Source organism: Parundibacterium terreum, assembly GCF_014636315.1.
Classification (GTDB): domain Bacteria; phylum Pseudomonadota; class Gammaproteobacteria; order Burkholderiales; family Burkholderiaceae_D; genus Undibacterium; species Undibacterium terreum.
On sequence record NZ_BMED01000004.1, the window covers coordinates 1 to 25,594 of the forward strand.

The window sequence follows — 25,594 nt, forward strand, 5'->3', positions numbered from 1 at the left end:
CCGAACAGGACCGTGAAACGACTCTGCGCCAATGATAGTGCTGCAACCAGTGTGAAAGTAGGTTATTGTCAGGCTTTTATCTAGAAAACCCCTCCCTCGAAAGAGTGAGGGGTTTTTGCTTTGCGCGAACGGTTTGTAACCCCGGTTTATTTGAGGGCCAGGAACACCAATTTGCGGCTTCGGCTTGCCGATCTCCTCCGATTTGCTCCTGCTGAATAGATGCCCGGATGCTGAATCGGCTATTCCGTTCTTGCTGACCAACGAATCATGCCGCGCAAGCGCTTTAAATTTCCTTATTTCTGGCGGTAATACAGTAAGATCGCCGCAATAAACCAAACGCAGTCAGCAAAAGCGAGACGCTTTTCGTCCTGGAGCCACACACCATGTTGTCCAAACCTGTCGTTCAACAATTCCTGCGCTTTGCCGCAGTCGGCTTGTCCGGCACGGCGGTGCAATATACCTGTGTCGGCATTGCCCTCTATATGTTCGGCAAACCGGCGACAGTCGCCGGCTCGGCGATAGGTTATATCCTGGGATCAGTGGTCAACTATATCCTGAATTACTTCCTGACTTTTTCCAGCGGCAAATCGCATATGGAAGCGGCCAGCAAATACTTTGCGGTGCTCGGCGTGGGCTGGTGTTTGAACTTCGGACTGATGTGGACTTTCGTACAGTACCTGAACTGGCATCCCTGGCTGGGCCAGGTGATCACCACGGGCATAGGATTGTGCTGGAATTTTACCGGCAGCAGATTGTGGGCCTTTAAGGAGGCGCCGGCTAAACCGGAGTAATGCGTAAGTATGGACGCTTGCAGCACATGAATTTCGGGCCAGATTTTTCTTCCTGAATATTCCATAAAAAAATTATGAAATATTTGAAGAAAATCTGCAAACTCCCTAGACAAGTCCTGAAATACATCCTATAATCTTGCTTCTGTAGTCGTTGGTGACAAACGATGAATGTGTATCTGAACTAAGCGAGAACATTGGGTGCTTAGCTCAGTTGGTAGAGCGGCGCCCTTACAAGGCGTAGGTCGGGAGTTCGAGCCTCTCAGCACCCACCATCAGATAGACATTGTAGTGCCAAAGTTAAGTAGTTTAGGAGTGGTAGTTCAGTTGGTTAGAATACCGGCCTGTCACGCCGGGGGTCGCGGGTTCGAGTCCCGTCCACTCCGCCAAAACATAAAAATGCCCGCGCAAGCGGGCATTTTTGTTTGTATCTATCTTATGTCCGCTTGCGGGCGTATATCGCAGGAGGGGAGAAAGCCGCCTGCGCGGCTTTCGGCGGGAGTCGAAGGGAGTCGTTTGCAAGCGATTCAGCGGCCGGCAAGCTGTAGGCGAGCCCTATCCATTCAGCCAATTCTTAAAAACCCCGCAGAATGCGGGCTTTTTTTCGTCCCGACTCAGGAGGGATGCAATCACATGTAGGGCGAGGCTAAGATCGTCTCCTGTATGTGCCTCTATGCGCTAGCCATATTCCGGCCGCCCATAAAAAAAGACGAGCAGCTCGCTCGCCTTTTTTTTCGTCCGCAATCAAGCCGTACTCAGATATCGATCCAGGCGGCGCGGCCGCCCGGTTTGCTTATGCCGCCATTGCCGCCGGCATCTCTCCACCCAGTGCATACACGATATCGTCCAGCATCTTCGCGATTTCAGATGCCATCAGCACAAAATCCGCATCGAAGCGTTCATCTTCGCCGCTAGTGCGCTTGTCGGTGTCTTCATCCAGGATATCCAGCGGCTTGATGCGCTTGATCGCCAGCGTATCGGTCAGCACGAAGGAGATCTTGTCATCCCAGGTCATGGCCAGCTTGGTGCATTGCTTGCCCGCGGCGATATGGCGCTGTACGTCGTCCGCATCCAGCGAATGGCGTACATAGCGTACAGTCGCCTTGTCTTCGGTATGCGCCCGCAGCTCGGTATCCTGGTCGATGGTGAAGCCTTTTGGCGCCTCGTTGCCGGCCAGCCAGTCGGTCATCGCCGCCTGGGGCGACAATTTGACGCGCAGGCTTTCCAGCGGGATCTTGTCGGCCTTCAGCAGCAGCTTGATGACTTCGTCTGCCTTTGAAGGGCTGGACGAGTCCACAATGAGCCAGCCATTGACCGGATCTATCCAGACGAAAGTGCTGCGCTTGATGGCGAAAGCGCGCGGCAGCAGTTCGTCGGTAACTCTTTCCTTCAAATCCTTCATCTGCTTGCGGCCGGGGGCAAAGCCCTGCTGCTCTTCCAGTTCCGCAGCCTTGGCCTTGGTTACCTGGTTGATCACGGTAGATGGTAGAAGTTTCTTTTCTGTTGCCAGCGACAGCAGCATCTGGCGATTGACGCTATGGATCAGCTGTTCATTGTCACGCGGGGATGCCCAGCCCTGGCTTTGCATTTCGCCGGAAGGGCATTGAAGAAAGGATTGCGAGGCCAGTTGTGTTTCTAATTTTGCGACATCGACATTCCATGGCGATGGCAAGCGGAAAATCTGCAAATTCTTGAACCACATAATCTTGTATCCAGACAGAAAAAACAAAACATTCTACACGCTCATGCGCAGGTTCAAGCCGTAAACCTCAGGCTTCGCGACATAAATCGACCCTTGATCGCAAAGCGCTACGAAAGTGGAGGCAGGAATGAAAAAATGATGTCCATGGATTCACGAACACGCGGATTTCTTTAATTTTCTACCAATACATCCTACAGGGAGAGCAAAAATGTTACAGCAAATCATCACTCATACACCACTCTGGGTCTGGGCCATTCTGGCATTTTTGATGTATCGCGGCTTCCTGGCCAGTAAAGACCGGGAACTGGGTCTGCGTGCAATCTTTGTTATCCCCGCTGTGATGCTGTTGCTGTCCTTGCAAGGGATCGCCGGCAGCTTTGGATTCACCGAGGCCAGCGTGGCCAGCTGGGTGGCTAGCGTATTGCTGGGCAGTGTCATCTCGTGGAAATCAGTTAATAACACCAACGTCAGGGTATTGCCGGAAAAGGCCAGCGTGTTTTATCGCGGCAGCTGGGTCCCTATGGCTCTGATGATGGCTATTTTCCTGGTCAAGTATTGTGTGAATGTCATAATTGCCATCAATCCTTCCCTGCGCCTGGATACCAGTTTCATCGCCGCCGTTTGCCTCGCCTACGGCTTGTTCAATGGACTGTTTCTCGGCAAGATGCTGAAGGTGCTGATGATGTTCAAACAGCAATCCGCAATGATGGTCGAGGCTTGAGCCTGGTAGCGGATCAAAGGAAGAAGTAATGCGAAGACAGCGGGCATTTACGCCGCTGTCTTTGAGATTTATTGTAACAATATCAGCAGGCCGGACAGGCGTGGTCCCAAGGTATAATGTCCGTTGTCAAAAATCATTTTCACGGGTAGTTACCGTGAAAACTACACGCCATGCTAGCTCAACAAAAACAAGAAATCCTTGAACTGATACAAGCCGCCGTCGCACCTTTGCTCGAAGGCAGCGACCTGTCACCGAACATCACGCTGGAACGCCCGCGCGATCCATCCCACGGCGACATCGCCTGCAATATCGCGATGCAAATCGCCAAGCCGCTGAAAAAAAATCCGCGCGAACTGGCGCAGGCAATTGTTGCTTCTCTGCAGACGCAGGCGACAGATCTGATCGCCAGTGCGGAAATCGCCGGCCCCGGTTTCATCAACATCCGTGTTGCCGCCGCGGCCAAACAGGCGGTAGTGAAAACCATCTTGCGCGACACCACACAATTCGGCAAGAGCAGCAAAGGCGCCGGTGAGAAGGTTGTCGTTGAATTTGTTTCTGCCAATCCTACCGGCCCTCTGCACGTAGGCCACGGCCGCCAGGCCGCGCTGGGCGATGCGATGTCGGCATTGCTGGAAGTGCAGGGCTATGACGTTACCCGTGAATTTTATTACAACGATGCAGGCGTGCAGATTGCCACGCTGGCGACATCGGTGCAGGCGCGCGCGCGCGGCCTGAAGCCGGGCGATGCAGGCTGGCCGGAATCGGCCTACAACGGCGACTATATTGCAGAGATCGCACAAGACTTCCTGGCCAGGAAGACCGTATCCGCCAGCGATGGCGAGCCGGCTACGGCCAGTGGTGATATCGAAGACATCGATTCCATCCGCAAGTTTGGCGTGACCTACCTGCGTAATGAACAGGATATCGATCTGCAAGCCTTTGGCGTCAAGTTCGACAACTACTATCTGGAATCTTCCCTGTACAGCGATGGCAAGGTGGAAGCGGCAGTTGATGCGCTGAAAAATGCCGGCAAGACTTATGAGCAGGATGGTGCACTGTGGTTGCGCACGACCGAATACGGCGATGACAAAGATCGCGTGATGAAAAAGACCGACGGCACCTATACCTATTTCGTGCCGGATGTCGCCTATCACATCGTCAAATGGCAGCGCGGCTTCCGCAAGGCGATCAATATCCAGGGTAGCGACCACCATGGCACGATAGCGCGGGTACGCGCCGGCCTGCAGGCCGTTGACATGGGTATCCCCAAGGGCTACCCCGACTACGTGCTGCACAAGATGGTGACCGTGATGAAGGACGGCGCGGAAGTTAAAATTTCCAAACGCGCGGGCTCTTATGTCACCGTGCGTGACCTGATCGAATGGTCCGGCAATGGCGATGTGGTCAAAGGCCGCGATGCAGTACGTTTCTTCCTGATTTCACGCAAGGCCGATACCGAATTCGTCTTCGACGTTGACGTCGCACTGGCGCAATCGGATGAAAACCCGGTTTATTACGTGCAGTATGCCCATGCGCGTATCTGCTCGGTGCTGGCGCAGTGGGGCGGCGATGAAGCTGCACTGGCGGATTTGATCAATGTCGATCTGGCACCGCTGACTGCGCCGCGCGAAGCGAGCATGCTGGCCAAGCTGGCTGAGTATCCGGAAGCCTTGGAAAGGGCGCTGGAAGAGCTGGGTCCGCACCAGGTTGCATTCTATCTGCGTGATCTGGCTGGCGAATTGCATAGCTACTACAATGCCGAACGGGTGCTGGTGGATGACCAGGCCACCAAGATGGCAAGGCTGGCACTGATGTCCGCTACCCGGCAAGTGCTGCGCAACGGTCTTGCCTTGATAGGCGTATCGGCACCGAACAAGATGTAAGCACTGTTCTGCCCATATTGCCATCACCAGTCGCTTAGCCCTTATCGAACCAGGAAATTGTTCAAAAAACTTTTTAAAGAGTTTATCGGAGACGCATGAAATTTCATCAGAAAAAATTGTCAGCAAGCTTACGCCGCCAGCAAGGCGGTACCTTGCTGGGATTGATTATCGGTCTTGTGGTCGGCCTGGCAATTGCAGTCGGAGTTGCTCTGCTGATCACCAAGTCTTCCACGCCTTTCACCAACAAAGGCAATAACAAGGCGGACATGCCGACCAGCCAGTTACTGGATCCGAACAAGCCTCTATATGGCAACCAGAATGCCGCCAAAGAGGCTGCGAAGGATCTGGCCAACCAGGCCAATACGCCTAAAGCCCCTGCTCCTGAAGTGGTGGAAACCAGGGCTGTTCCGGTAGAGAAGCCGGCCGCCCCTGCGGTCGCAGTGGTCAAGCCTGCGGCAGAACCGAAAGCTGCGGATGCCGCGCCTGCTGCAGCGAAGGCTGAAGGCGGCAGCGATGATAAATTTGTCTACTTCTTGCAAGCCGGCGCATTCCGCGAACAGGCCGATGCCGAGAGCGTGCGCGCCAAACTGGCGCTGCTCGGCTTTGAAGCGAAAATCAGCGAGCGCACTTCCGAGAACGGCAATCTGTACCGTGTCCGCATAGGCCCGTTCGCACAAGTAGAAACAATGAACCGAATGCGCGCGAAGTTGTCCGAGAACAGTGTAGACGTTGCTGTCATACGTACCGCCAAATAATGTGTAAAACTTAGCTTTGTGAAAATTTTTTAAGGAAATGCAATGCGCTTATTTCGTCAATTGTTCCTGATCCTGGGTTTTGGTTTTGTGGCCGCAGGCGCCAGCGCGTCTGTGACGGCACCGCAAATCGGTGCCGAATACCAGGTGCTGCAAAGGCCGCAACCGGCTGACGCGGGCAAGAAAGTGGAAGTCATCGAGTTCTTCGGCTATTTCTGCCCTCACTGCAATATCCTGGATCCGGTACTGACCGCCTGGGTGAAAAAGCAGGGCGACAACATCGTGTTCAAGCGCGTACACGTCGATTTTTCCGATTCCATGCTGCCGCAGGAGCGCCTGTTTGCCACGCTGGAAGCGATGGGCAAGCTGGAAGAGCTGCATAGCAAAGTGTTCTATGCCATGCACGTAGACCGCAAACGCCTGAGCAGCGACGATGAAGTGGTGGAGTTTGCCGTCAAGCAGGGCCTGGACAAGCAAAAATTCCTGGATACTTATAATTCTTTTTCCGTGCGTAGCAAGGTAGGCCGCTCCAAGCTCATGCAGCAGGCGTATAACATCACCGGTGTGCCGACTTTTGCAGTTGAGGGCCGTTACATTACTTCGCCTTCCATCGTAGGCCAGGTCATGGGCCACCCTGTCACCGAGCAGGAACAGAACCTGGCCAGCCTGCAAGTGCTGGACTGGCTGGTCGCCAAGGTGCAAAAAGAGAAAGCCGGCCCTGCCGCCGCTCCAGCGGCTGCTCCCGCTCCGGCAGCAGCGCCAGCCGCCGCCTCAGCCAAGAAAAAATAAAACCGCAGAGTATTTAGCCCTACAATAAGCCCGTCTAGTCACGGGCTTATTTTTTTTATGCAGACCAGCAAAGATACCGTCTTCATCACCGGCGCGTCCAGCGGCCTGGGCGCCGCGCTGGCAATCCGCTTTGCCGAGCAGGGCGCGATATTGGGGCTGGTGGCGCGCCGCCGCGACATGCTGGAATCGCTGCGCGCCAGCCTGCCACATCCTGAGCTGCATAGCATCTATGCACTGGACGTCAATGACCATGCGGCGCTGACCGCCGCCGCAGAAGACTTTATTCAGTTGCATGGCAGGGTCAATGTCGTCATCGCCAATGCCGGCATCTCGGTGGGCACGCTGACCGAATTCCATGATGATCTGCCGGTATTTGCCCGCGTGGTACAAACCAATCTGCTGGCCACGGTTGCCACCTTTTCTCCTTTCATCAGCCATATGCGCGAGCACGCCAGCGCCCATCGATGCCGGCTGGTCGGTATAGGCAGTGTGGCCGGCATACGCGGCCTGCCCGGGGCCGGCGCCTATAGCGCATCCAAGGCAGCGGTGATCAGCTATTGCGAATCGCTGAGGGTGGAACTGAAATCTTCCGGCATCAAGGTCGTGACGATCGCGCCCGGTTATATCGACACGCCGATGACACAGGCTAACTCTTATCCCATGCCTTTTCTGATGCCCGCCGACCGTTTTGCCGCCAAGGCGGTAGCAGCCATCATGGAGGGCGTTTCTTACAAGGTGATTCCATGGCAGATGGGTGTGGTCGCCAAGCTGCTGCGCCTGTTGCCCAATACTTTGTATGACCTGGTGTTTTCGCGGGCGCCACATAAATCCAGGGCCGGCCAATGACTGCGGGGAGCATTCTGTTTGACGCTCTCGGCCAGCAACATACGCCCGTGTTGGGTGAGCCGCGCATCGTCAGCCTGGTGCCGTCGGTGACCGAGCTGCTATGCGACCTTGGCCTGGCGCCTTATCTGGTCGGCCGCACCGGCTTTTGCATACATCCGGCGGCGCTGGTGAAAGGTATCGCCAAGATAGGCGGGACCAAAGACGTCAACATCGAAAAGATCCGCAAGCTCGCCCCCACGCATCTGGTCGTCAATATCGACGAGAATGAAAAGCCCACGGTGGACAAACTGGCCGAGTTTATCCCGCATGTGATCGTCACGCATCCTGTGCGGCCTGCGGACAATCTACCCTTGTATGCGCTGCTGGGCGGCATTTTCAATGCAGGCAAGCGGGCGCAGCAACTGGCGGCCGAGTTCGAGCAGGCCTTGCAAGCCTTGCCGCCTCCGGTACAGACGCAAACCGTGTTGTACTGCATCTGGAAAGATCCATGGATGACGGTGTCGCGCGACACCTATATTGCCAATATGCTGGACTTGATAGGCTGGAAGGCCTGGTCCCCGCCCGGTTCCGACAAGCGCTATCCTGCGTTTGAATGGAATGACGAACTGGTACATGGCCTGGATGCAGTGCTGCTATCCAGCGAGCCCTACCGCTTTACCGAAGCGCATGTCGATGCGCTGGAGCAGCAGATAGGCAAGCCGGTCTATCTGGTCGATGGCGAGCTGATATCCTGGTATGGCAGCCGCGCTATACCCGGCCTCCGTTATCTGAAGCAGTTATTGAGCGCTTAGGTCCAGGTCTATCCCGGGTCTATCCATGCCTATGATTAGCGGTTGGTCAGCGTGACGCCAGCAATCACCAGCAAGCCGCCTATCACCATCGAGGCCAGAATCGGTTCACCCAGCATTACCGCGCCAAAACTGATGCCGAATACCGGCACCAGGTTATTGAAGACTGCAGTACGCGCCGGGCCGAGTGCCTTCACTCCTTCGTAGTACCAGACAAAGCCGATCACGGTGCCGCAGGCGCCGAGGTAGACGATGGCGGCCAGCACCTGCCAGGTGACCAGGCCCCAGTCCATGCCTGGAATCTCAGTGACCGCACCTGCGCTCAGCAGCAGCAATCCCCATAGCGATGCGTAAGTGGTGGCCGCGATAGGCGTCAGCCCCTTCAACGCATGACGGCCTATGATGGTGTAGGCGGCCCATCCGGAGATGGCGCAGAACATGATCAGTTCGCCGGTACCTACCGATTGCGAAATATCATGCACCGCGCCTTGCAGGTCGCCCCGGGTGATGATCACTGCCGCGCCGACGAAGGCGATCAGGATGCCCAGCCATTTGCGCATGCCCAGGCGCTCGCGGAAAAACAAGGCCAGAGCCAGTGCGGTGACGATAGGGTTCAGTGCAACGAACAGCGCGGTGCGTCCGGCCGGCATCAGCGACAAGGCTTTGAAAAAGCAGATGTTGTACAGGAAAATACCGGTGGCACCCAGCGCAAAGGTCGCCTGCGCCTGCTGCCTGGTCAGCCTGGGCAAGCCGCCTTCCAGCTTCCATGCCAGTGGGATCAGCAATGCGCAGGCCACCAGGAAGCGGCCGCTGGCGGCGATCATGTGCGGAATTGTATTGGCGATCATGCGCCCGGCGATGAAGGTGCCGCCCCAGAACATGGCGACGCAGACGAGTTTCAGATAGGTGCTGACTAGTGGTTTGTTCATGGCTGCTGGCAAAATGGCATTGCCGGCCAGGAGCATGCTCTGCCCCGTCCGGCACTATAAGTGTTCGAGCTTGATTGAAGAAGCAGAGTGCTAGCCTGCCAATTGATCTTCAATGGAGACAGTGCGTTCCGTTTCCAGATCCCCGGTGTGGCGCGTGCTCACGCTTTCTATCAGGATCAAGCCGCATTCTTCGGCGGCAACCGGATTATGCCGGGTATTCCTGGGAACCACAAAGAAATCTCCGGGCCCCAGGTGCACATCCCGGTCTTCCATTTGCATCAGCAGATTGCCGTAAACGATGTAAAACAGCTCGTCTTCGAATTCATGGCTATGCCAGACGAATTCTCCTTTTAGTTTGGCAGCCTTGATGTATTGGTCGTTGACCCTGCCTATGACTTTCGGTGTCCAGTACTCGCTGACCTGCTCCAGTGCCTTGGCAAAATTCACCGCCTGTAGTGCTGCCTGCATGTTCATTCTCCTGTAGTGGCTGACAATGTGGAATCTGGTTAGATGGTAAAGGCCGGACGTATAATTAGACAATCGAATGATTTTTATCTTTAATATTAGCAAGGCTAATAATTTATGATGACCCGCAATATTGATATTGGCCTGCTGCGCAGTTTTATCGCCGTCTATGAAGCGGGCAGCGTGACTGCCGCCGCCAACCAGTTGCATTTGACGCAGGGGGCGGTCAGCCAGCAGATCAAGCGCCTGGAAGAGTTGTTCGGCTGCGCGGTATTTGAGCGCAACCGGCATGGCGCCAGGCTCACCAATGAGGGTGAGCGCTTACTGGGGCATGCCCGGCGCATGCTCAGAGGCAATGATGAGCTATGGGCTGACATGAGTACGCCATCCTTTAGCGGTGAGGTGCGGCTGGGTGTGCCGCATGATCTGATCGGCACCCATCTGGCCAAAATACTGAAAGCCTTTGCGCAGAGCTGTCCCAATGTAGAAATTTCACTGGTGTCGGGGTCTTCGCCGGAATTGCAGGACATGCTGCGCAACGGCAAGGTGGAACTGGCGCTGGTGGAAGAGGTCGCGGCGGACAGCAATGGTGCAGGCGAATGCCTGGCGGTGGAGCCGCTGGTGTGGGTGGGTAGCGCCGGCGGCGATGCCTATCGCAAGCGCCCCCTGGCAGTCGCCATCGTTACCGAAACCTGCGTATTCCGACCCAGGATGTTTGCCGCGCTGGATGCGCAAGGCCTGCCGTGGCGTACGGTTTTTGAAAATAGCAGCATAGACGCAACCAGGGCTACCGTCGGACTGGATATGGCGGTAACTGCCTGGCTGGCGTCCACAGTGCCGCTGGATCTGCAAATACTGGGCCCGGACTCCGGCTTGCCGGCTTTGCCGGACTTTGCGATCAAGCTCCATCAGTCGCCGGTTGCACTGAGCGCGCCGGCGCAGGAAATGGCGAGGCAGATAAGGGTGGGATACAGAGAGCGCCTGAGGCTGGTTGCCTGAGGCTGGCAGGGCCGCTCTCGCCAGGGCCGGATCTGCCGCATCTTATTGTGATCTTGGCTTTATCTTATTTCACCGCAAAGCGGATGACGCCGTCCGCGCCCAGCTCCCGCCGCAAGGCACCGTCTATCCACAGCTTGTGCAGATGCGCCAATGCCTCGCCGATGGCGAAAGTCATCTGATGCGCATCCAGCTGGCGGCGGAACATGATGGGGACGATATCCACTGCCGATTGCGGTACGGCGCAGGCTTCCATTACTTCAGCCAGGCGCTCTGCGTGGTGGTCATTCAATTGCTGGATGCGGGTATGCAGGCCCTTGAACGGCTTGCCGTGCGAAGGCAGGATCAGCACATCATCCGGCAGACCGGCGAATTTCTTCAGTGAATCCAGATATTGCTGCACAGGATTGGCTTCCGGTTCTATCGCAAAGACCGACACATTGGTCGAGATGCGCGGCAACACCATGTCGCCGGAAATCAGCAGGTTCAAGTCGGCGCAATATAAAGCCGCGTGCTCGGGCGAATGGCCAAAGCCGGTGATGACGCGCCAGTTGTGCCGGCCTATCTTCACATCGTGGCCGTCTTGCATGCGGTGGTATGCCGTAGGCATGGACGGCACCAGCTTGATGTAGTGTCCCTTGCGGTCCTGGATGCTGTCCTGCATCGCCGGGTCCACCAGACCATGCTTGCGGAAATGCGGGAACATCGCGGTGCCGTCAGCGCCCGGCAGGCTGGCCGACATCATGCGTGCAAAGCTGTATTCGCCGGCAGTCATCCACAAGGGTGCATTCCAGCGCGTGCACAGCCAGTCGGCCAGGCCCACGTGATCCGGGTGGCAGTGGGTTGCCAGCACGCGCACGATAGGCAAGCCGCGCAAGCCGTCGGTCTGTGATCCAAACAGGACTTCCCAGGCATCGCGAGTGGCATCGCTGGCAATGCCGCAATCAATGGCAGTCCAGCCGTGCACGATGCCGTTTTCGGTTTCGTAATCGTCTTCTATCAGCCACAGGTTGATGTGATTCAGTGCAAACGGCAGGCCCATGCGCAGCCACAGCACGCCGGGTGCGATCTCCATGACCTTGCCGGTGTCCGGCAGGGTGTCGCCAAATGGATAGTTCAATTGCATTTCCAGCGGATTCATTGCGTCTCTCTCTTTGTAATTCTATTTATAATTTTTTAATGCTACTTTTACACTCAAAACCAGCTACATATTTCGCTAATTGCACGGAATGCCCTACAATATTATTTGACGTTTACGTAAACTGCGATTCACAGTGAGATTGTAATCAGATTTTGCGTTTCATGCTGTTTCGCCTGAATACCTAGCCCCCAGTTCCACGTTTTAGAGCCTGCCACATGCCTACCTATACCATTACCGAATTAGCGCGAGAATTCGACATTACGCCGCGAGCCATCCGCTTTTACGAGGACCAGGGCCTGATCAGTCCCTTGCGTGAAGGACCGGGCGGACGCAACCGAGTCTACACGGCACGCGAACGCACCCACCTGAAGCTGACGCTGCGCGGCAAGCGCCTCGGACTATCCCTGTCCGATATCAAAAGCCTGGTCGATATGTATGGTTCGCCCAAGGATACCGAAGTCCAGTTGCAAAGCTTCCTGCAAGTGCTGGCAAGGCACAGGGCCTCGCTGGAACAGCAGCGGGAAGACATAGAAGTGATGCTGGCGGAAATCGCTGCGCACGAGGAACAAAGCCAGAAACTGCTGTTGCAGGCCAGGGATCAGGAACGAAAGTTAAAAAAGACAACAAAATCCGTGAAACTGGAAAAACTGGCAACATAAAAAACCGATAGCGCCGTGCCTTTCCAAAGCGCAGGCGGATTTAAGGTAGTCTATATCGACTTTACGTTTACGTAAACGTCAATTGCGGGTATCATTTTTACCCGAACCAAGTGCTTTCCCGTCCTGTCCGGAGCCTAGATGAGTAGTGAAAACCGCAATGAAGGCGCGTTGCGCCCACTGTCCCACGATGTGGCGCTGCTCTTGCTCGACAGCTTCGGCAAGCAGGGTGTACTGTCATCGTGGGGTGCGCGGCTGACCGACATGGCGCCGGGAAGTTGTGAGATCAGCGTGCCCATGGGGCCAGCGGTGACGCAGCAGCACGGCTATTTTCACGGCGGCGTCATCGGCGCGGTGGCCGATTCAGCCGGTGGCTATGCCGCCAACACGCTGCTGATGCCTGCCAATGAATGCCTGACCGCCGAATACAAGATCAATATCGTCGCCCCCGGCATAGGCGACACATTGGTTGCGCGCGGCAAGGTAGTCAAGGCGGGCAAGAACCTGGTGGTTTCCTGCGCCGAAGTATTTGCGGTGACCCAGGGAGAGGAAAAATTATGCGCCATCATGCAGCAAACCTTATTCGTGATACCCAAGGCCTGAGCCGGGCTTGTAAAAGGCGGCAGCCAGCTTAGCGCCAAGAACTTGTATTCAGAACCATTCAGAATTATTCAGAACCCTATAAACCTACAATAAAGTGAGGACGACATGCTCCATCTCCCAGGCTTAACTTTCGATCATGGCGAAGATATCGCCGCGCTGCGTGAAGCAGTCCAGCAATTTGCCGTCAATGAAATCGCGCCGCGTGCCGCAGAAATCGACCGCAGCGACCAGTTCCCTATGGATCTGTGGCGCAAGATGGGCGATCTGGGCGTGCTGGGCATGACCGTCAGCGAAGAATACGGCGGCGCCAATATGGGCTACCTGGCGCACATCATTGCCATGGAAGAAATCTCGCGCGCATCGGCATCGGTAGGCTTGTCTTACGGTGCTCATTCCAACCTGTGCGTGAACCAGATCAACCGTAACGGCACGCCGGAACAAAAAGCGAAGTACCTGCCAAAACTGATCAGCGGCGAACACATCGGTGCGCTGGCCATGTCCGAGCCTAACGCCGGTTCCGACGTTGTCAGCATGAAATTGCGCGCCGACTGGAAAGGCGATCACTGGGTCTTGAACGGCAACAAGATGTGGATCACCAATGGTCCTGACGCCGATACGCTGGTGGTGTATGCGAAGAATGACCTGGAAGCCGGCCCGCGCGGCATGACGGCTTTCCTGATAGAAAAAGGCTTCAAAGGTTTCAGCATTGCGCAAAAACTGGACAAGCTGGGCATGCGCGGTTCGCATACAGGCGAACTGGTGTTCCAGGATTGCGTCGTGCCGGCAGAAAACGTACTGGGCGGCCTGGGCAAGGGCGTCAACGTGCTGATGTCCGGCCTGGATTTTGAGCGCACTGTATTGTCCGGCGGCCCACTGGGCATCATGCAGGCATGTATGGACGTGGTTGTGCCTTACATCCATGAGCGCAAGCAGTTCGGCCAGCCTATCGGCGAGTTCCAATTAATGCAAGGCAAGATCGCCGACATGTATTCGACAATGATGGCCTGCAAGGCCTACGTCTATGCAGTTGGCCAGGCTTGCGACCGTGCCAAGAACCCAGAAGCAATACGCGCGATCCGCAAGGATGCCGCCGGCGCCATCCTGTACTCGGCAGAAAAAGCCACCTGGATGGCTGGCGAAGCAATCCAGACGCTGGGCGGCAATGGCTATATCAATGAATACCCGGTTGGCCGCCTGTGGCGCGATGCCAAGCTATATGAAATCGGCGCCGGCACCAGCGAAATCCGCCGCATGCTGATCGGCCGTGAATTGTTTGCCGAGACCAAGTAAACTGGGTGTTTTTCCCAGCCCGCTGCGGGCTGGGGAGCGCATATCAGTCTGGAAGGAAATCAATTAGCATGACACATCTGCATAGCAAGACCCCTTTGCTGGAGCATCGCGGCCTGTCGGCCCGGCTGGACAAGAAAGTCTGGCTGAAGCTGGAAAACACGCAGGCATCGGGTTCGTTCAAATTGCGCGGCATAGGCTTGCTATGCCAGCGTGCAGTGGCAGGCGGCGCCAGCCATCTGGTATGCCCGTCCGGCGGCAACGCCGGCTTTGCCGCAGCCGTTGCCGGTGCAGCGCTGGGCGTGCGCACCACCATCGTGGTGCCGCAAACCACGCATGAGAGCGTACGCCAGAACATACGTGCGATAGGCGCGGACCTGGTCGTTGAAGGCAGTGTCTGGGATGAGGCCAACCTGCTGGCATTGCGCCTGTGCGAAAAGCCGGGTGCCGTGTACATACCGCCGTTTGACCATCCGGATATCTGGGACGGCAATGCGACGATGATAGACGAGCTTGCCGACGCTAGTGGCGACAAGCTGGATTTCGACGTAGTGATCTGCTCGGTCGGCGGCGGCGGTCTGATGAGCGGCGTTTTGCAGGGCCTGCACAGGAATGGTCTGCAGCATGTGCCGGTGATAGCCGTGGAGACCGAAGGCGCAGCTTCGTTTGCTGCTGCGGTCAATGCCGGTGAACTGGTGACTTTGCCGGCGATCAACAGTATCGCCACCAGCCTGGCCGCACGCCGCGTGGCCCAGCAGGCATTGGACTGGACACGCAAGCATGATATCCGCACCGTCACCGTCAGCGATGCGCAGGCGGTGGATGCCTGCCTGCATTTTGCCAGCGATATGCGCCTGCTGGTGGAGCCAGCCTGCGGTGCCTCGCTTGCGGTGGCATACCAGAACCTGCCGGTGCTGGCCGAGTTCAAGAAGCCGCTGATCGTGGTGTGCGGCGGACTGGGCGTGGACCTGGAAAAACTGCAAGCCTGGAAATTGCAATTCAAGCTGAGCTGATATGCAATGACCCAAGTCGCCTTTCCCAAGTTGCTGTCCTCCCAGATTGCGTTCGATATTGCGCGCGCGATACTGGACGGCTTCGACAAGCATTACCGCTTGTTTCGTGCCTCCAGCCAGCGGGCAAAGACGCATTTTGAAACCGGCGACTGGCAGGCGGCACAAGTGGCGGCGCGCGAGCGCATCTCGTTCTACGACACGCGCGTGAAAGAGTGCGTGCAGATACTGGAAGACGAGTACGAGCAAGAAGATCTGACCGACGAAGTCTGGCGCGAGGTGAAGCTGCACTATATGGGTCTGCTGATCGACCACCTGCAGCCTGAGCTGGCGGAGACCTTTTTCAATACCGTTTGCACCAAGATGCTGCACAGGAATTACTTCCACAATGACTTCATCTTTGTGCGTCCGGCGGTCTCTACCGAATACATAGAAAACGATGCTACACCGCCGGCTTACCGTGTGTACTACCCGGCCAAGGATGGGCTGAACTTCTCGCTGAAACGCATCGTGACCAATTTCCAGTTGCAGGTGGAGTTTGCCGACCTGGAGCGAGATATCAAACTGGTGGAACAGCGTCTGCAGGAAAGTTACGGCAACGAAAAGCTGGAGCCCAATCACCAGTTGCAGGTACTGGCGAATCTGTTCTTCCGCAACAAGGGCGCTTATATCGTCGGCAAGAGCATCAACGGCAACCGCGAATATCCTTTCGTGATTCCCATCCTGCACAATCGCAAGAAACAACTGGTGCTGGATACGGTATTGTTCGACGCGATACAGATCACTGTGCTGTTTTCCTTTACACGTGCCTATTTCATGATAGACATGGCGGTGCCATCCGCCTATGTGCAATTTTTGCGCAGCATCTTGCCCAAGAAACCGCGCAGCGAAATTTATACGATACTGGGTTTGCAAAAGCACGGGAAGAACCTGTTCTACCGCGACTTCTTGCAGCACCTGAAATATTCGTCCGACATCATAGAGGCAGCACCCGGCATACGCGGCCTGGTGATGGTGGTGTTTGCGCTGCCGTCCTTCCCGTATGTGTTCAAGGTAATCAAGGACAGTTTCCCGCCGCCCAAGGAAACCACGAAGGCGCTGATCAAGGAAAAATACCTGCTGGTGAAAAACCATGACCGCGTCGGCCGCATGGCCGATACGCTGGAGTATTCCGACGTCGCCTTTCCGCGCCCGCGCTTCTCGGAAGAATTGCTGGCAGAGATCAGGCACTTTGCGCCGTCCGTGGTGGAAGAGGACGATGATGAAATCATCATCAAGCACCTCTACATAGAGCGCCGCATGGTGCCGCTGAATATCTACCTGACCGAGGCCGACAAGAGCCAGGACGATGCCGCGCTGGAGCACGGCATCATAGAATACGGCAATGCGATCAAGGAACTGGTCGCCGCGAATATCTTCCCCGGCGATATGCTGTATAAGAACTTTGGCGTGACCCGCCATAGCCGGGTCGTGTTCTACGACTATGATGAGATTGAATACATTACCGATTGCAATTTTCGCGTGATACCCGCGCCGCGCAATGAAGAAGACGAGATGGCTGCTGAGCCCTGGTATCCGGTCGCGAAGAACGATGTGTTTCCGGAGCAGTTCGGCACTTTTCTGCTGGGTAATACCAAAGTGCGCCAATATTTTATGAAGCACCACGCCGACCTGCTGACAGCCGATTATTGGCAGGGACGCAAGCAGCGCATACTGGATGGACATATAGAAGATGTCTTTCCGTACCCGCAGCACGTGAGATTTGTAAACCAGGCTGCCAGCAAGCATTAGAAAGCAAGTAGTAGTCTGCAAGTAATGTGCTATGTGCTGGCCGGCTTGAATGAACATGGAGCGGATGATTATTCCGCTGCGTATTTTTAATTTTTTTGGAGAAATGACATGAGTGATCCTATCGTAATCGTTGGCGCCGCACGCACCCCTATGGGCGCTTTCCAGGGTGATTTTTCGACTGTTACCGCAAGCCAGTTGGGCGCGGTAGCGATCAAGGCAGCGGTAGAGCGTGCCGGCATCAAGCCTGAGCTGGTGGAAGAAGTCCTGTTCGGCAACTGCCTGATGGCGGGCCAGGGACAGGCGCCTGCACGCCAGGCAGTTCTGGCAGCCGGCCTGCCTACGTCGACCGGCGCGGTTACGCTGTCCAAGATGTGCGGCTCTGCAATGAAAGCCACGATGATGGCCTATGACGCCTTGTCCGCGCACAGCAATGATGTGATTGTTGCCGGCGGCATGGAATCGATGACCAATGCACCTTACCTGATTCCTAAGGCGCGCGGCGGCTACCGTATCGGCCACGGCCAGATTTTTGATCACATGATGCTGGACGGCCTGGAAGACGCGTATGACAAAGGCCGTTCCATGGGCACTTTTGCAGAAGACTGCTCCGCCAAATACCAGTTCAGCCGTGAAGACCAGGACGCATTCGCGATTGAATCCGTACGCCGCGCGCAGGCTGCTACCGCCGACGGTTCCTTTAAATGGGAAATCGCACCGGTGACCGTATCCGGCCGCAATGGCGATACCGTGATAGACAAGGATGAAGGTCCCTTGAAAGCCAAGGTAGAAAAAATCCCTACACTGAAACCTGCTTTCAAAAAAGACGGCACTATCACTGCCGCATCTTCTTCGTCTATCAATGATGGCGCCGCTGCACTCGTGCTGATGCGCGAATCGACGGCGAAGGAACTGGGCAGCAAAGTGATCGCTCGCGTACTGGGCCATTCTTCCCATGCGCAGGAGCCAGGCTGGTTCACAACTGCACCGGTGGGCGCGATAGAAAAGTTGTACAAGAAAGTGGGCTGGACTACGGCCGACGTGGATCTGTTTGAAATCAATGAAGCTTTCGCCGCCGTACCTATGGCAGCGATGAAAGAGCATGGCATTCCTCACGACAAGATCAACGTGCACGGCGGTGCATGCGCGCTGGGTCACCCTATCGGTGCGTCCGGCGCCCGCATCATCGTGACACTGATCGGTGCATTGCAAAAGCGCGGCCTGAAACGCGGCGTGGCGGCACTGTGCATAGGCGGCGGTGAAGCGACTGCAGTTGCGATCGAGCTGGTGTAATCGGCAGCAGCGATACAGCAAGCCTAGTAATTTGTATCACGCGGTCCCGACTATAGCCGGGACCGCTGAAGAAGCTCTTATGATGTGCAGCACAACGCGGGGGAGAGAAACCATGCCTACAGCATTGATCATCGGCGCATCGCGCGGCATAGGCCACGAACTGGCGCGCCAATACCGCCATGCGGGCTGGCGTGTCATCGCCACCGCGCGCAAAAAGGAAGACCTGGAGGGCCTGGTTGGCCTGGGGTGTGAAGCACTGCCGCTGGATGTGAACAATCTGAACGATTGCGCCGGCCTGGGCTGGAAGCTGGATGACGAAAAGATAGACGTCGCCATCCTGAATGCCGGTGTATACGGCCCGCGTATCGCCGGGATCGCCACGCCGGTGGAAGAAGACTTCGATCAGGTGATGCATACCAACGTGCTGGCGGCGATGCGCCTGCTGCCCATCCTTGCGCCGCTGGTGGATAATGCCGACGGCAGGCTGGCGGTGATTTCCTCGCGCATGGGTTCGATCAGCATGCGCGAAAACCCCAGTGGCTGGCTGTATCGCGCCAGCAAGGCGGCGCTGAATTCGGTACTTAAAGATATTTCGCTCAGTGTGAAGAGCGCAATCTGCATCGCCTTTCACCCTGGCTGGGTCAGGACGGAAATGGGCGGTGAAGATGCAGATATTTCGGTGCAGGAAAGTGCTGACGGCATACGCAGCACGATAGCCAGCCGCAAGGCCGGCGACAATGGAAAATTTTTCAATTACGACGGCACGCCGCTGAGCTGGTAGCCTGCCCGGTATTTTTAGATCGCAATTATGTTACTTACTCCAGAACACGAAATGATACGCGACGCGGTGCGCGCCTTTGCCCAGGAGCGCCTGGTGCCGAACGCAGCCCGCTGGGACAAGGAACATCATTTCCCGCAGCAGGAATTGAAGGAGCTGGCACAGATGGGCGCATATGGCGTCGCCGTGCCGGAAGAGCTGGGCGGTGCCGGCATGGATTACCTGTCGCTGGCGCTGGTGCTGGAGGAAGTTGCCGCCGGTGATGGCGGCACGTCGACGGTGATCTCGGTCAACAATTGTCCGGTATGCAGTATCGCGATGATGTATGCCAACGACGCGCAGAAAAAACAATGGCTGGCGCCGCTGGCCAAGGGCGACATGCTGGGTGCGTTTTGCCTGACCGAGCCGCATGTAGGCAGCGACGCTTCTGCGCTGCGCACCACGGCGACGCGTGACGGCAGTGACTATGTGATCAACGGCGTCAAGCAATTCATCACCAGCGGCAAATATGCCGATGTGGCGATCGTGATGGCGGTGACCGACAAGGCAGCCGGCAAGAAGGGCATCAGCGCATTCTGGGTACCGACCAATACGCCAGGCTATATCGTCGCCAGGCTGGAAGAAAAACTGGGCCAGCATTCTTCCGATACGGCGCAGATCCTGTTTGAAAATTGCCGTATTCCAGCAGAAAATCTGATAGGCGAAGAAGGGCAGGGCTACAAGATTGCGCTGTCCGGCCTGGAAGGCGGCCGCATAGGGATTGCCGCCCAATCGGTGGGCATGGCGCGCGCCGCTTTTGAGGCCGCGCTGGCTTATGCCAAGGAACGCACCAGCTTCGGTAAAGCTATTTTTGAACACCAGGCAGTGCAATTCAGGTTGGCCGACATGGCGACCCAGATAGAAGCTGCGCGCCAGCTGATCTGGCATGCTGCCAGCATGAAGGATGCCGGCAAGCCCTGCCTGAAAGAAGCCGCGATGGCCAAGCTGTTTGCGTCCGAGATGGCGGAGAAGGTCTGCTCCGATGCGATACAGATACACGGCGGCTACGGCTATGTCAGCGACTTCCCGGTAGAACGCATTTATCGCGATGTACGGGTTTGCCAGATCTATGAAGGCACTTCCGATATCCAGAAAATCCTGATCGGGCGCGCGCTGGCCTGAGCCTGTGCCGCCGGATGAAAAATAAAGAACAGAAAAGTAAAAATACATATGCCACGTTTTGACCTGGTCGCATTCGATTGCGACGGCGTGCTGGTAGACAGCGAACCGATCACCATCCGCGTGCTGGCAGACTTGCTGAACGAGCTAGGCTGGAAGATCTCGTATGAAGAGACGATGCACACCTTTGTCGGCCGTTCCGTCAGGGATGAAGTCGCGATCATAGAGGCGCAGATAGGCCGGCCGCTGCCGTCGGACTTCCTGGGCGAATTTATTCAGCGCCGTGACCGCGGCTTGCACGAGAGCATTACGCCGATTCCCGGCATCGCCGATGCGATACGGCATTTGCAAGACAATAAGATACCCTTCTGCGTTGCCTCCGGTGCCGATCGCGCGAAGATGCATATCACGCTGGGGCGCACCGGCTTGCTGCCGCATTTTGACGGCAAGATGTTCAGCGGCATGGAAGTGGCGCGCACCAAACCTGCTCCGGACGTGTATCTGCTGGCAGCGCAAACCATGGGCGTTGCGCCCGCGCGTTGCGTGGTGATAGAGGACACGGCGACCGGTGTCGCAGCCGGTGTCGCGGCGGGCATGACGGTCTTTGGCTTTGCTGCCATCGCCGATCCGCGCCTGCTGCTGGCGGCGGGTGCCACCTGTGTCTTTAACGATATGCAGTCTCTGCCTGGCCTGGTGCTGTAGTGGGCAAGTTTGTAATTAAGGCGGCAACCCAGGCCTGTCCTTGCGGATCGCCGGATTTTGCGCAATGCTGCGGCCGGTTTATCTCCGGCCAGGCCGTGCCGGCCACCGCGGAGCAATTGATGCGCTCGCGCTACAGCGCGTACACGCTGGGTGATGAGGCTTATCTGCGCGCTAGCTGGCATGCCAGTACGCGTCCGGTAGATGCGATTATCCAGGATGACGCCGCGAAATGGCTGGGCCTGGAAGTAAAGCGGCACGCGCAGCAGGGCGATGAAGCCAGCGTGGAATTTGTTGCACGCTACCGCATAGATGGGCGCGCGCACCGCATGCATGAAATCAGCCGTTTCCTGAGGGAAGACGGCAAATGGTTGTACGTGGATGGAACATTTCCAGAAAAGAGCAAATAAAAATGACGATACTAGACAGCAAACTGAACAGCCGCTCCGAAGACTTCAAGGCCAATGCCGCTGCAATGCAGGTAGTGGTGGATGACCTGAAGGAAAAAATCGCGAAGATCGCGCTAGGTGGCGGAGAAGACGCGCGCAACAAGCATCTTTCTCGCGGCAAGCTGCTGCCGCGCGACCGCGTGCAAATGCTGCTGGACGCGGGTACGCCTTTCTTGGAGTTTTCGCAACTGGCAGCGTATGACATGTACAAGGAAAAGAACGGCAACGATGCCGCTCCTTCGGCCGGCGTGATCACCGGCATAGGCCGTGTGGCCGGGCAGGAGTGCGTGATCGTGTGTAATGATGCGACGGTCAAAGGCGGCACTTACTATCCGCTGACGGTGAAGAAGCATTTGCGCGCGCAAGAGATTGCCGAGCAAAACAACCTGCCCTGCATTTATCTGGTGGACAGCGGCGGCGCCAACCTGCCGAACCAGGACGATGTATTTCCCGACCGCGATCATTTCGGCCGCATCTTTTATAATCAGGCCAATATGTCGGCCAAGGGCATACCGCAGATCGCTGTGGTGATGGGTTCCTGTACTGCCGGCGGTGCGTATGTACCGGCGATGAGCGATGAGTCCATCATCGTCAAAAACCAGGGCACGATTTTTCTGGGCGGCCCGCCGCTGGTGAAAGCGGCGACCGGTGAAGTCGTCAGCGCTGAAGACCTGGGCGGCGGTGATGTGCATACCCGCCTGTCCGGCGTGGTGGATCATCTGGCCCAGAACGATATGCATGCGCTGTCGCTGGCGCGCACCATCGTGTCCAACCTGAATCGGCAAAAGCCGCAGCAAGTCGTGTTGAAGCCAGTGGAAGAGCCTAAATTCCCGGCGCAGGAATTGTACGGCGTGATTCCGGTGGATACCCGCAAGCCTTTCGACGTGCGCGAAGTGATTGCGCGCGTCGTGGATGGCAGCGTTTTTGACGAGTTCAAGGCGCGCTACGGTACTACACTGGTATGCGGCTTTGCGCATATCTACGGCATGCCGGTCGGCATCATCGCCAATAACGGCATCCTGTTTTCCGAATCGGCATTGAAGGGCGCGCACTTTATCGAGCTGTGCTGCCAACGCAAGATACCGCTGGTGTTCCTGCAAAACATTACCGGCTTCATGGTCGGCCGCAAATATGAAAACGAGGGCATTGCCCGTAATGGCGCCAAGATGGTGACTGCGGTAGCAACGGCGAATGTGCCGAAGTTCACCGTCATCATTGGCGGCAGCTTTGGCGCCGGCAACTACGGCATGTGCGGCCGTGCCTATTCACCCCGCTTCATGTGGATGTGGCCGAATGCGCGTATCTCGGTGATGGGTGGCGAACAGGCCGCTAGCGTGCTGGCAACTGTCAAGCGCGACGGCATAGAAGGCAAGGGCGGTAGCTGGTCGGCGGAAGAAGAAGATGCGTTCAAGCAACCGATCAAGGACCAGTATGAACATCAGGGCCATCCTTACTACGCTAGTGCGCGGCTGTGGGATGATGGCGTGATCGATCCGGCAGATACCCGCATGGTGCTGGGTCTGGGCTTGTCGGCAGCCTTGAATGCGCCTATACCTGAAGTGAAATTCGGTGTGTTCAGGATGTAATGCAAATGACGCGCTATTCCCGGACTCCGACATTATTTGTGCTTGCTTGTGCTGCGGGCGGCCTTCAAGAAATTCGGTGGGCAGGCGGAGTTCAAGCTCCGCCCTCCTTTTGGCAAGGACGGGCATAGCCTGCTCGCAAAGGGGCGCAAAACGAGGGAGCAAGGCATGGGAGCCTATCGTGACTGAATTTCTGGAAAAACATGGCTTTCCGGCGCTAGCTGCCAAAGCAAATGCCTAAGAACAAACATCGATGAAAGTTGAATAATATGGATAGCCTGACCGTTTCTGCTGTAGAACACGTAGCCACCGTGACAATGAACCGTCCGGAAGTCCGCAATGCGTTCAATGAAACAACCATCGCCGAGCTGACGCAAGCCTTTCGCGACTTGGGGAAGGATGAGCGCATTCGTGTTATTGTACTGGCCGCAAACGGACCCGCCTTCTGTGCCGGCGCGGATCTGAACTGGATGAAGAAGATGGCCGACTATACGCATGAAGAAAATCTTGCGGATGCCGGCCAATTGGCGGAGATGCTGCGTGTTATCTACACTTGCCCGCAACCCGTTGTCGCCAAGATCCAGGGCGATTGCTATGCAGGCGGCATGGGGCTGGCGGCGGCTTGCGATATGGCGGTGGCAGTGGATACCGCGTATTTTTGCCTCAGTGAAGTCAGGCTGGGCCTGATCCCGGCCACCATCTCCCCTTATGTGATCAAGGCGATGGGGGAAAGTGCGGCACGCCGCTATTTCCTGACGGCGGAGCGTTTTTCTGCAGCAGACGCTTTGCGCATGGGTTTCGTGCAGGAAGCGGTAGCGGCAGACCAGCTGGATGCAAAAGTAGCCGAGATCGTCAAGGCGCTGGCCGGCAATAGCCCCAACGCAGTGAAGCAGGCCAAGCAATTGGTGCAGGACGTCAGCGGCCGCGAAATCACGGCTGAACTGATTGCCGGCACTGTCGCCGGCATTGCACAGATACGCGCGTCCGACGAGGGACGCGAAGGTGTGCGTTCTTTTCTGGAAAAGCGCAAGCCTTCCTGGTTGCAATAACGGGAAATGCAGTAGTAAATAAGGTAGTGAATAAGGTAGTAACGCACGCAGCCTGAAAACGGCGTGTCAGAAAAGTTTGGAGTTGTATTGGAAGCAAATAAACAAATGGATGGCAGCACACCGGACTGGGTAGCACGCAGTCTGCGCAGTGTCTGGCATCCGTGCACGCAAATGCAGCACCACGAGAGTATGCCGCTGATTCCTGTCAGCCATGGCCGCGGTGCCTGGCTGTATGACGTGGAAGGCAAGCGTTATCTGGATGCGATCAGTTCCTGGTGGGTCAATCTGTTCGGCCATGCCAATCCGCGCATCAATGCGGCACTGAAAGACCAATTGGATAAGCTGGAGCACGCGATGCTGGCCGGCTTTACGCATGAGCCGGTGATCACGCTGTCGGAAAAACTGTCTGCGCTGACCGGCGCTGTGCTGGGGCATTGCTTTTACGCATCCGATGGCGCGTCGGCGGTAGAGATTGCGTTGAAAATGAGTTTCCATGCCTGGCGTAATGCCGGTCAAAGCGACAAGCAGGAATTCATTTGCCTGAAGGGCAGCTATCACGGCGAAACCATAGGCGCATTGGCAGTAACCGACGTAGCCCTGTTTCGCGACGCGTATGGACCATTGCTAAGGCAGGCGCATGTAGTGGCTAGCCCCGATGCGCGCCAGGCCGAAGCGGGCGAAAGCGCCGCCGATGTTGCCCGCCGCGCCGCAGCGGACCTGGAGCAGCTATTGCAGCGCCGCACCGGCAAGATCGCAGCAGTAATCGTGGAACCGCTGGTACAGTGCGCCACCGGCATTGCGATGCATGATCCGGAATACCTGAGGCTGGTACGCGCTTTGTGCGACCGCTATCAGGTGCACATGATAGCCGACGAGATTGCGGTTGGCTGCGGACGTACCGGCAGCTTCTTTGCCTGCGAACAGGCCGGCATCTGGCCCGACTTCGTCTGCCTGTCCAAGGGCATCAGCGGCGGCTATCTGCCGCTGTCGCTGGTGATGACGCGCGACGAGATCTACCAGGCCTTTTATCACAGCGATATCCGGCGCGGTTTCCTGCATTCGCATTCATACACCGGCAATCCGCTGGCCTGCCGTGCAGCGCTGGCGACACTGGAAATTTTCGAGCAGGACGATATCCTGAACCGCAACCGGCTGACGGCGCAAAAATTGCACGATGCGTTTGCGCCGCTGGCTGCACATGGCAAGGTAAAACACTTCCGTCAACGCGGCATGATCCTGGCCTTTGATGCGGTGGTGGACGACGCTGAAAAAGCGGCCAGCTTCTCGCGCCGCTTCTTTACGGCAGCACTGGACAATGAATTATTGCTGCGCCCCATAGGCTGCAGCGTGTATCTGATGCCGCCTTATATTGTGAACGATGAAGAGGTCGCCGGCCTGGCCGAGCGCACCCTTAAAGTATTTGAGCAGGTAATTGCATGAG

25 protein-coding genes and 2 tRNA genes are annotated in these 25,594 nt (G+C 56.6%); 23 read left to right on the forward strand and 4 right to left on the reverse strand.

What is annotated here, in order from left to right:
• The first annotated feature begins 383 nt into the window (after positions 1–383).
• The 3 genes from IEW12_RS18490 (at position 384) to IEW12_RS18500 (ending at position 1,177) form a co-directional block, all read left to right on the forward strand.
• Positions 384–791, forward strand: coding sequence for a GtrA family protein (locus tag IEW12_RS18490; RefSeq protein WP_188567597.1), 408 nt, complete (start codon positions 384–386; stop codon positions 789–791).
• A 196-nt stretch (positions 792–987) separates the two neighbouring features.
• Positions 988–1,063: transfer RNA gene (locus IEW12_RS18495), tRNA-Val, on the forward strand.
• Positions 1,064–1,100: 37 nt separating this feature from the next.
• Positions 1,101–1,177, forward strand: a tRNA-Asp gene (locus IEW12_RS18500).
• Positions 1,178–1,581: 404 nt separating this feature from the next.
• Here the strand turns inward: IEW12_RS18500 and IEW12_RS18505 are convergent.
• Positions 1,582–2,490 carry a recombination-associated protein RdgC gene (locus tag IEW12_RS18505; protein ID WP_188567598.1) on the reverse strand — a complete coding sequence of 303 codons (909 nt, stop codon included), beginning with the start codon at positions 2,488–2,490 and terminating at the stop codon, positions 1,582–1,584.
• A gap of 184 nt (positions 2,491–2,674) precedes the next feature.
• On the opposite strand from IEW12_RS18505, the gene IEW12_RS18510 reads away from it, so the two are divergent.
• From IEW12_RS18510 to IEW12_RS18535, 6 genes are all read left to right on the forward strand, one after another.
• A complete protein-coding gene (locus IEW12_RS18510) occupies positions 2,675–3,211 on the forward strand; it encodes a DUF6622 family protein (protein ID WP_308789150.1) in 537 nt (178 codons plus the stop codon).
• 170 nt (positions 3,212–3,381) lie between these two features.
• Positions 3,382–5,094, forward strand: a complete 1,713-nt coding sequence (argS, locus tag IEW12_RS18515; protein ID WP_188567600.1) for an arginine--tRNA ligase — start codon at positions 3,382–3,384, stop codon at positions 5,092–5,094.
• 95 nt (positions 5,095–5,189) lie between these two features.
• On the forward strand, positions 5,190–5,849 hold the full coding sequence (locus tag IEW12_RS18520; RefSeq protein WP_188567601.1) for an SPOR domain-containing protein: 660 nt from the start codon (positions 5,190–5,192) through the stop codon (positions 5,847–5,849).
• Between the two features lie 42 nt (positions 5,850–5,891).
• Positions 5,892–6,635 (forward strand): thiol:disulfide interchange protein DsbA/DsbL, encoded by a 744-nt coding sequence (locus IEW12_RS18525; RefSeq protein ID WP_188567602.1) that lies wholly within the window; start codon positions 5,892–5,894, stop codon positions 6,633–6,635.
• Between the two features lie 57 nt (positions 6,636–6,692).
• The gene (locus IEW12_RS18530; protein ID WP_188567603.1) at positions 6,693–7,481 is read left to right on the forward strand and encodes an SDR family oxidoreductase; all 789 of its coding nucleotides are present in this window, start codon (positions 6,693–6,695) and stop codon (positions 7,479–7,481) included.
• Positions 7,478–8,272, forward strand: coding sequence for a helical backbone metal receptor (locus tag IEW12_RS18535; protein WP_188567604.1), 795 nt, complete (start codon positions 7,478–7,480; stop codon positions 8,270–8,272). The genes IEW12_RS18530 and IEW12_RS18535 overlap by 4 nt, the downstream gene beginning before the upstream one ends.
• A gap of 35 nt (positions 8,273–8,307) precedes the next feature.
• Here IEW12_RS18535 and IEW12_RS18540 read toward each other — a convergent pair whose 3' ends face one another.
• Together IEW12_RS18540 and IEW12_RS18545 are read right to left on the reverse strand one after the other, a co-directional pair.
• Positions 8,308–9,198 (reverse strand): DMT family transporter, encoded by an 891-nt coding sequence (locus IEW12_RS18540; protein ID WP_229751217.1) that lies wholly within the window; start codon positions 9,196–9,198, stop codon positions 8,308–8,310.
• A 90-nt stretch (positions 9,199–9,288) separates the two neighbouring features.
• The gene (locus IEW12_RS18545; RefSeq protein WP_188567606.1) at positions 9,289–9,666 is read right to left on the reverse strand and encodes a cupin domain-containing protein; all 378 of its coding nucleotides are present in this window, start codon (positions 9,664–9,666) and stop codon (positions 9,289–9,291) included.
• Between the two features lie 117 nt (positions 9,667–9,783).
• Between IEW12_RS18545 and IEW12_RS18550 the strand changes: the two genes are divergently transcribed.
• Positions 9,784–10,662 (forward strand): LysR family transcriptional regulator, encoded by an 879-nt coding sequence (locus IEW12_RS18550; RefSeq protein WP_188568013.1) that lies wholly within the window; start codon positions 9,784–9,786, stop codon positions 10,660–10,662.
• A gap of 64 nt (positions 10,663–10,726) precedes the next feature.
• Here IEW12_RS18550 and IEW12_RS18555 read toward each other — a convergent pair whose 3' ends face one another.
• A complete protein-coding gene (locus IEW12_RS18555; protein ID WP_188567607.1) occupies positions 10,727–11,800 on the reverse strand; it encodes an MBL fold metallo-hydrolase in 1,074 nt (357 codons plus the stop codon).
• 215 nt (positions 11,801–12,015) lie between these two features.
• Here IEW12_RS18555 and IEW12_RS18560 point away from each other — a divergent pair, with 215 nt between their 5' ends.
• From IEW12_RS18560 to bioA, 13 genes are all read left to right on the forward strand, one after another.
• Positions 12,016–12,459: a MerR family transcriptional regulator gene (locus IEW12_RS18560; RefSeq protein ID WP_188567608.1), complete on the forward strand. Its 444-nt coding sequence runs from the start codon at positions 12,016–12,018 to the stop codon at positions 12,457–12,459.
• A 138-nt stretch (positions 12,460–12,597) separates the two neighbouring features.
• Complete coding sequence (locus tag IEW12_RS18565; protein ID WP_188567609.1) at positions 12,598–13,059, forward strand: PaaI family thioesterase; 462 nt, start codon at positions 12,598–12,600, stop codon at positions 13,057–13,059.
• 105 nt (positions 13,060–13,164) lie between these two features.
• Positions 13,165–14,349, forward strand: a complete 1,185-nt coding sequence (locus IEW12_RS18570; protein WP_188567610.1) for an isovaleryl-CoA dehydrogenase — start codon at positions 13,165–13,167, stop codon at positions 14,347–14,349.
• Between the two features lie 68 nt (positions 14,350–14,417).
• Positions 14,418–15,359: a pyridoxal-phosphate dependent enzyme gene (locus IEW12_RS18575; RefSeq protein ID WP_188567611.1), complete on the forward strand. Its 942-nt coding sequence runs from the start codon at positions 14,418–14,420 to the stop codon at positions 15,357–15,359.
• 6 nt (positions 15,360–15,365) lie between these two features.
• Complete coding sequence (gene aceK, locus IEW12_RS18580) at positions 15,366–17,147, forward strand: bifunctional isocitrate dehydrogenase kinase/phosphatase (RefSeq protein ID WP_188567612.1); 1,782 nt, start codon at positions 15,366–15,368, stop codon at positions 17,145–17,147.
• Positions 17,148–17,255: 108 nt separating this feature from the next.
• Positions 17,256–18,437 (forward strand): acetyl-CoA C-acetyltransferase, encoded by a 1,182-nt coding sequence (locus tag IEW12_RS18585; RefSeq protein WP_188567613.1) that lies wholly within the window; start codon positions 17,256–17,258, stop codon positions 18,435–18,437.
• A 112-nt stretch (positions 18,438–18,549) separates the two neighbouring features.
• Positions 18,550–19,218: an SDR family oxidoreductase gene (locus tag IEW12_RS18590; RefSeq protein WP_188567614.1), complete on the forward strand. Its 669-nt coding sequence runs from the start codon at positions 18,550–18,552 to the stop codon at positions 19,216–19,218.
• 27 nt (positions 19,219–19,245) lie between these two features.
• Positions 19,246–20,376, forward strand: coding sequence for an acyl-CoA dehydrogenase family protein (locus IEW12_RS18595; protein WP_188567615.1), 1,131 nt, complete (start codon positions 19,246–19,248; stop codon positions 20,374–20,376).
• A 48-nt stretch (positions 20,377–20,424) separates the two neighbouring features.
• Complete coding sequence (locus tag IEW12_RS18600; protein ID WP_188567616.1) at positions 20,425–21,075, forward strand: HAD family hydrolase; 651 nt, start codon at positions 20,425–20,427, stop codon at positions 21,073–21,075.
• The gene (locus IEW12_RS18605; RefSeq protein ID WP_229751218.1) at positions 21,075–21,482 is read left to right on the forward strand and encodes a YchJ family protein; all 408 of its coding nucleotides are present in this window, start codon (positions 21,075–21,077) and stop codon (positions 21,480–21,482) included. Before IEW12_RS18600 ends, IEW12_RS18605 begins: the two co-directional genes overlap by 1 nt.
• A 2-nt stretch (positions 21,483–21,484) precedes the next feature.
• Positions 21,485–23,107 carry a carboxyl transferase domain-containing protein gene (locus tag IEW12_RS18610; RefSeq protein ID WP_188567617.1) on the forward strand — a complete coding sequence of 541 codons (1,623 nt, stop codon included), beginning with the start codon at positions 21,485–21,487 and terminating at the stop codon, positions 23,105–23,107.
• Between the two features lie 266 nt (positions 23,108–23,373).
• A complete protein-coding gene (locus IEW12_RS18615) occupies positions 23,374–24,153 on the forward strand; it encodes an enoyl-CoA hydratase/isomerase family protein (protein WP_188567618.1) in 780 nt (259 codons plus the stop codon).
• A 105-nt stretch (positions 24,154–24,258) separates the two neighbouring features.
• Positions 24,259–25,593 carry an adenosylmethionine--8-amino-7-oxononanoate transaminase gene (gene bioA, locus IEW12_RS18620; RefSeq protein ID WP_188568015.1) on the forward strand — a complete coding sequence of 445 codons (1,335 nt, stop codon included), beginning with the start codon at positions 24,259–24,261 and terminating at the stop codon, positions 25,591–25,593.
• Position 25,594 lies beyond the last annotated feature (1 nt).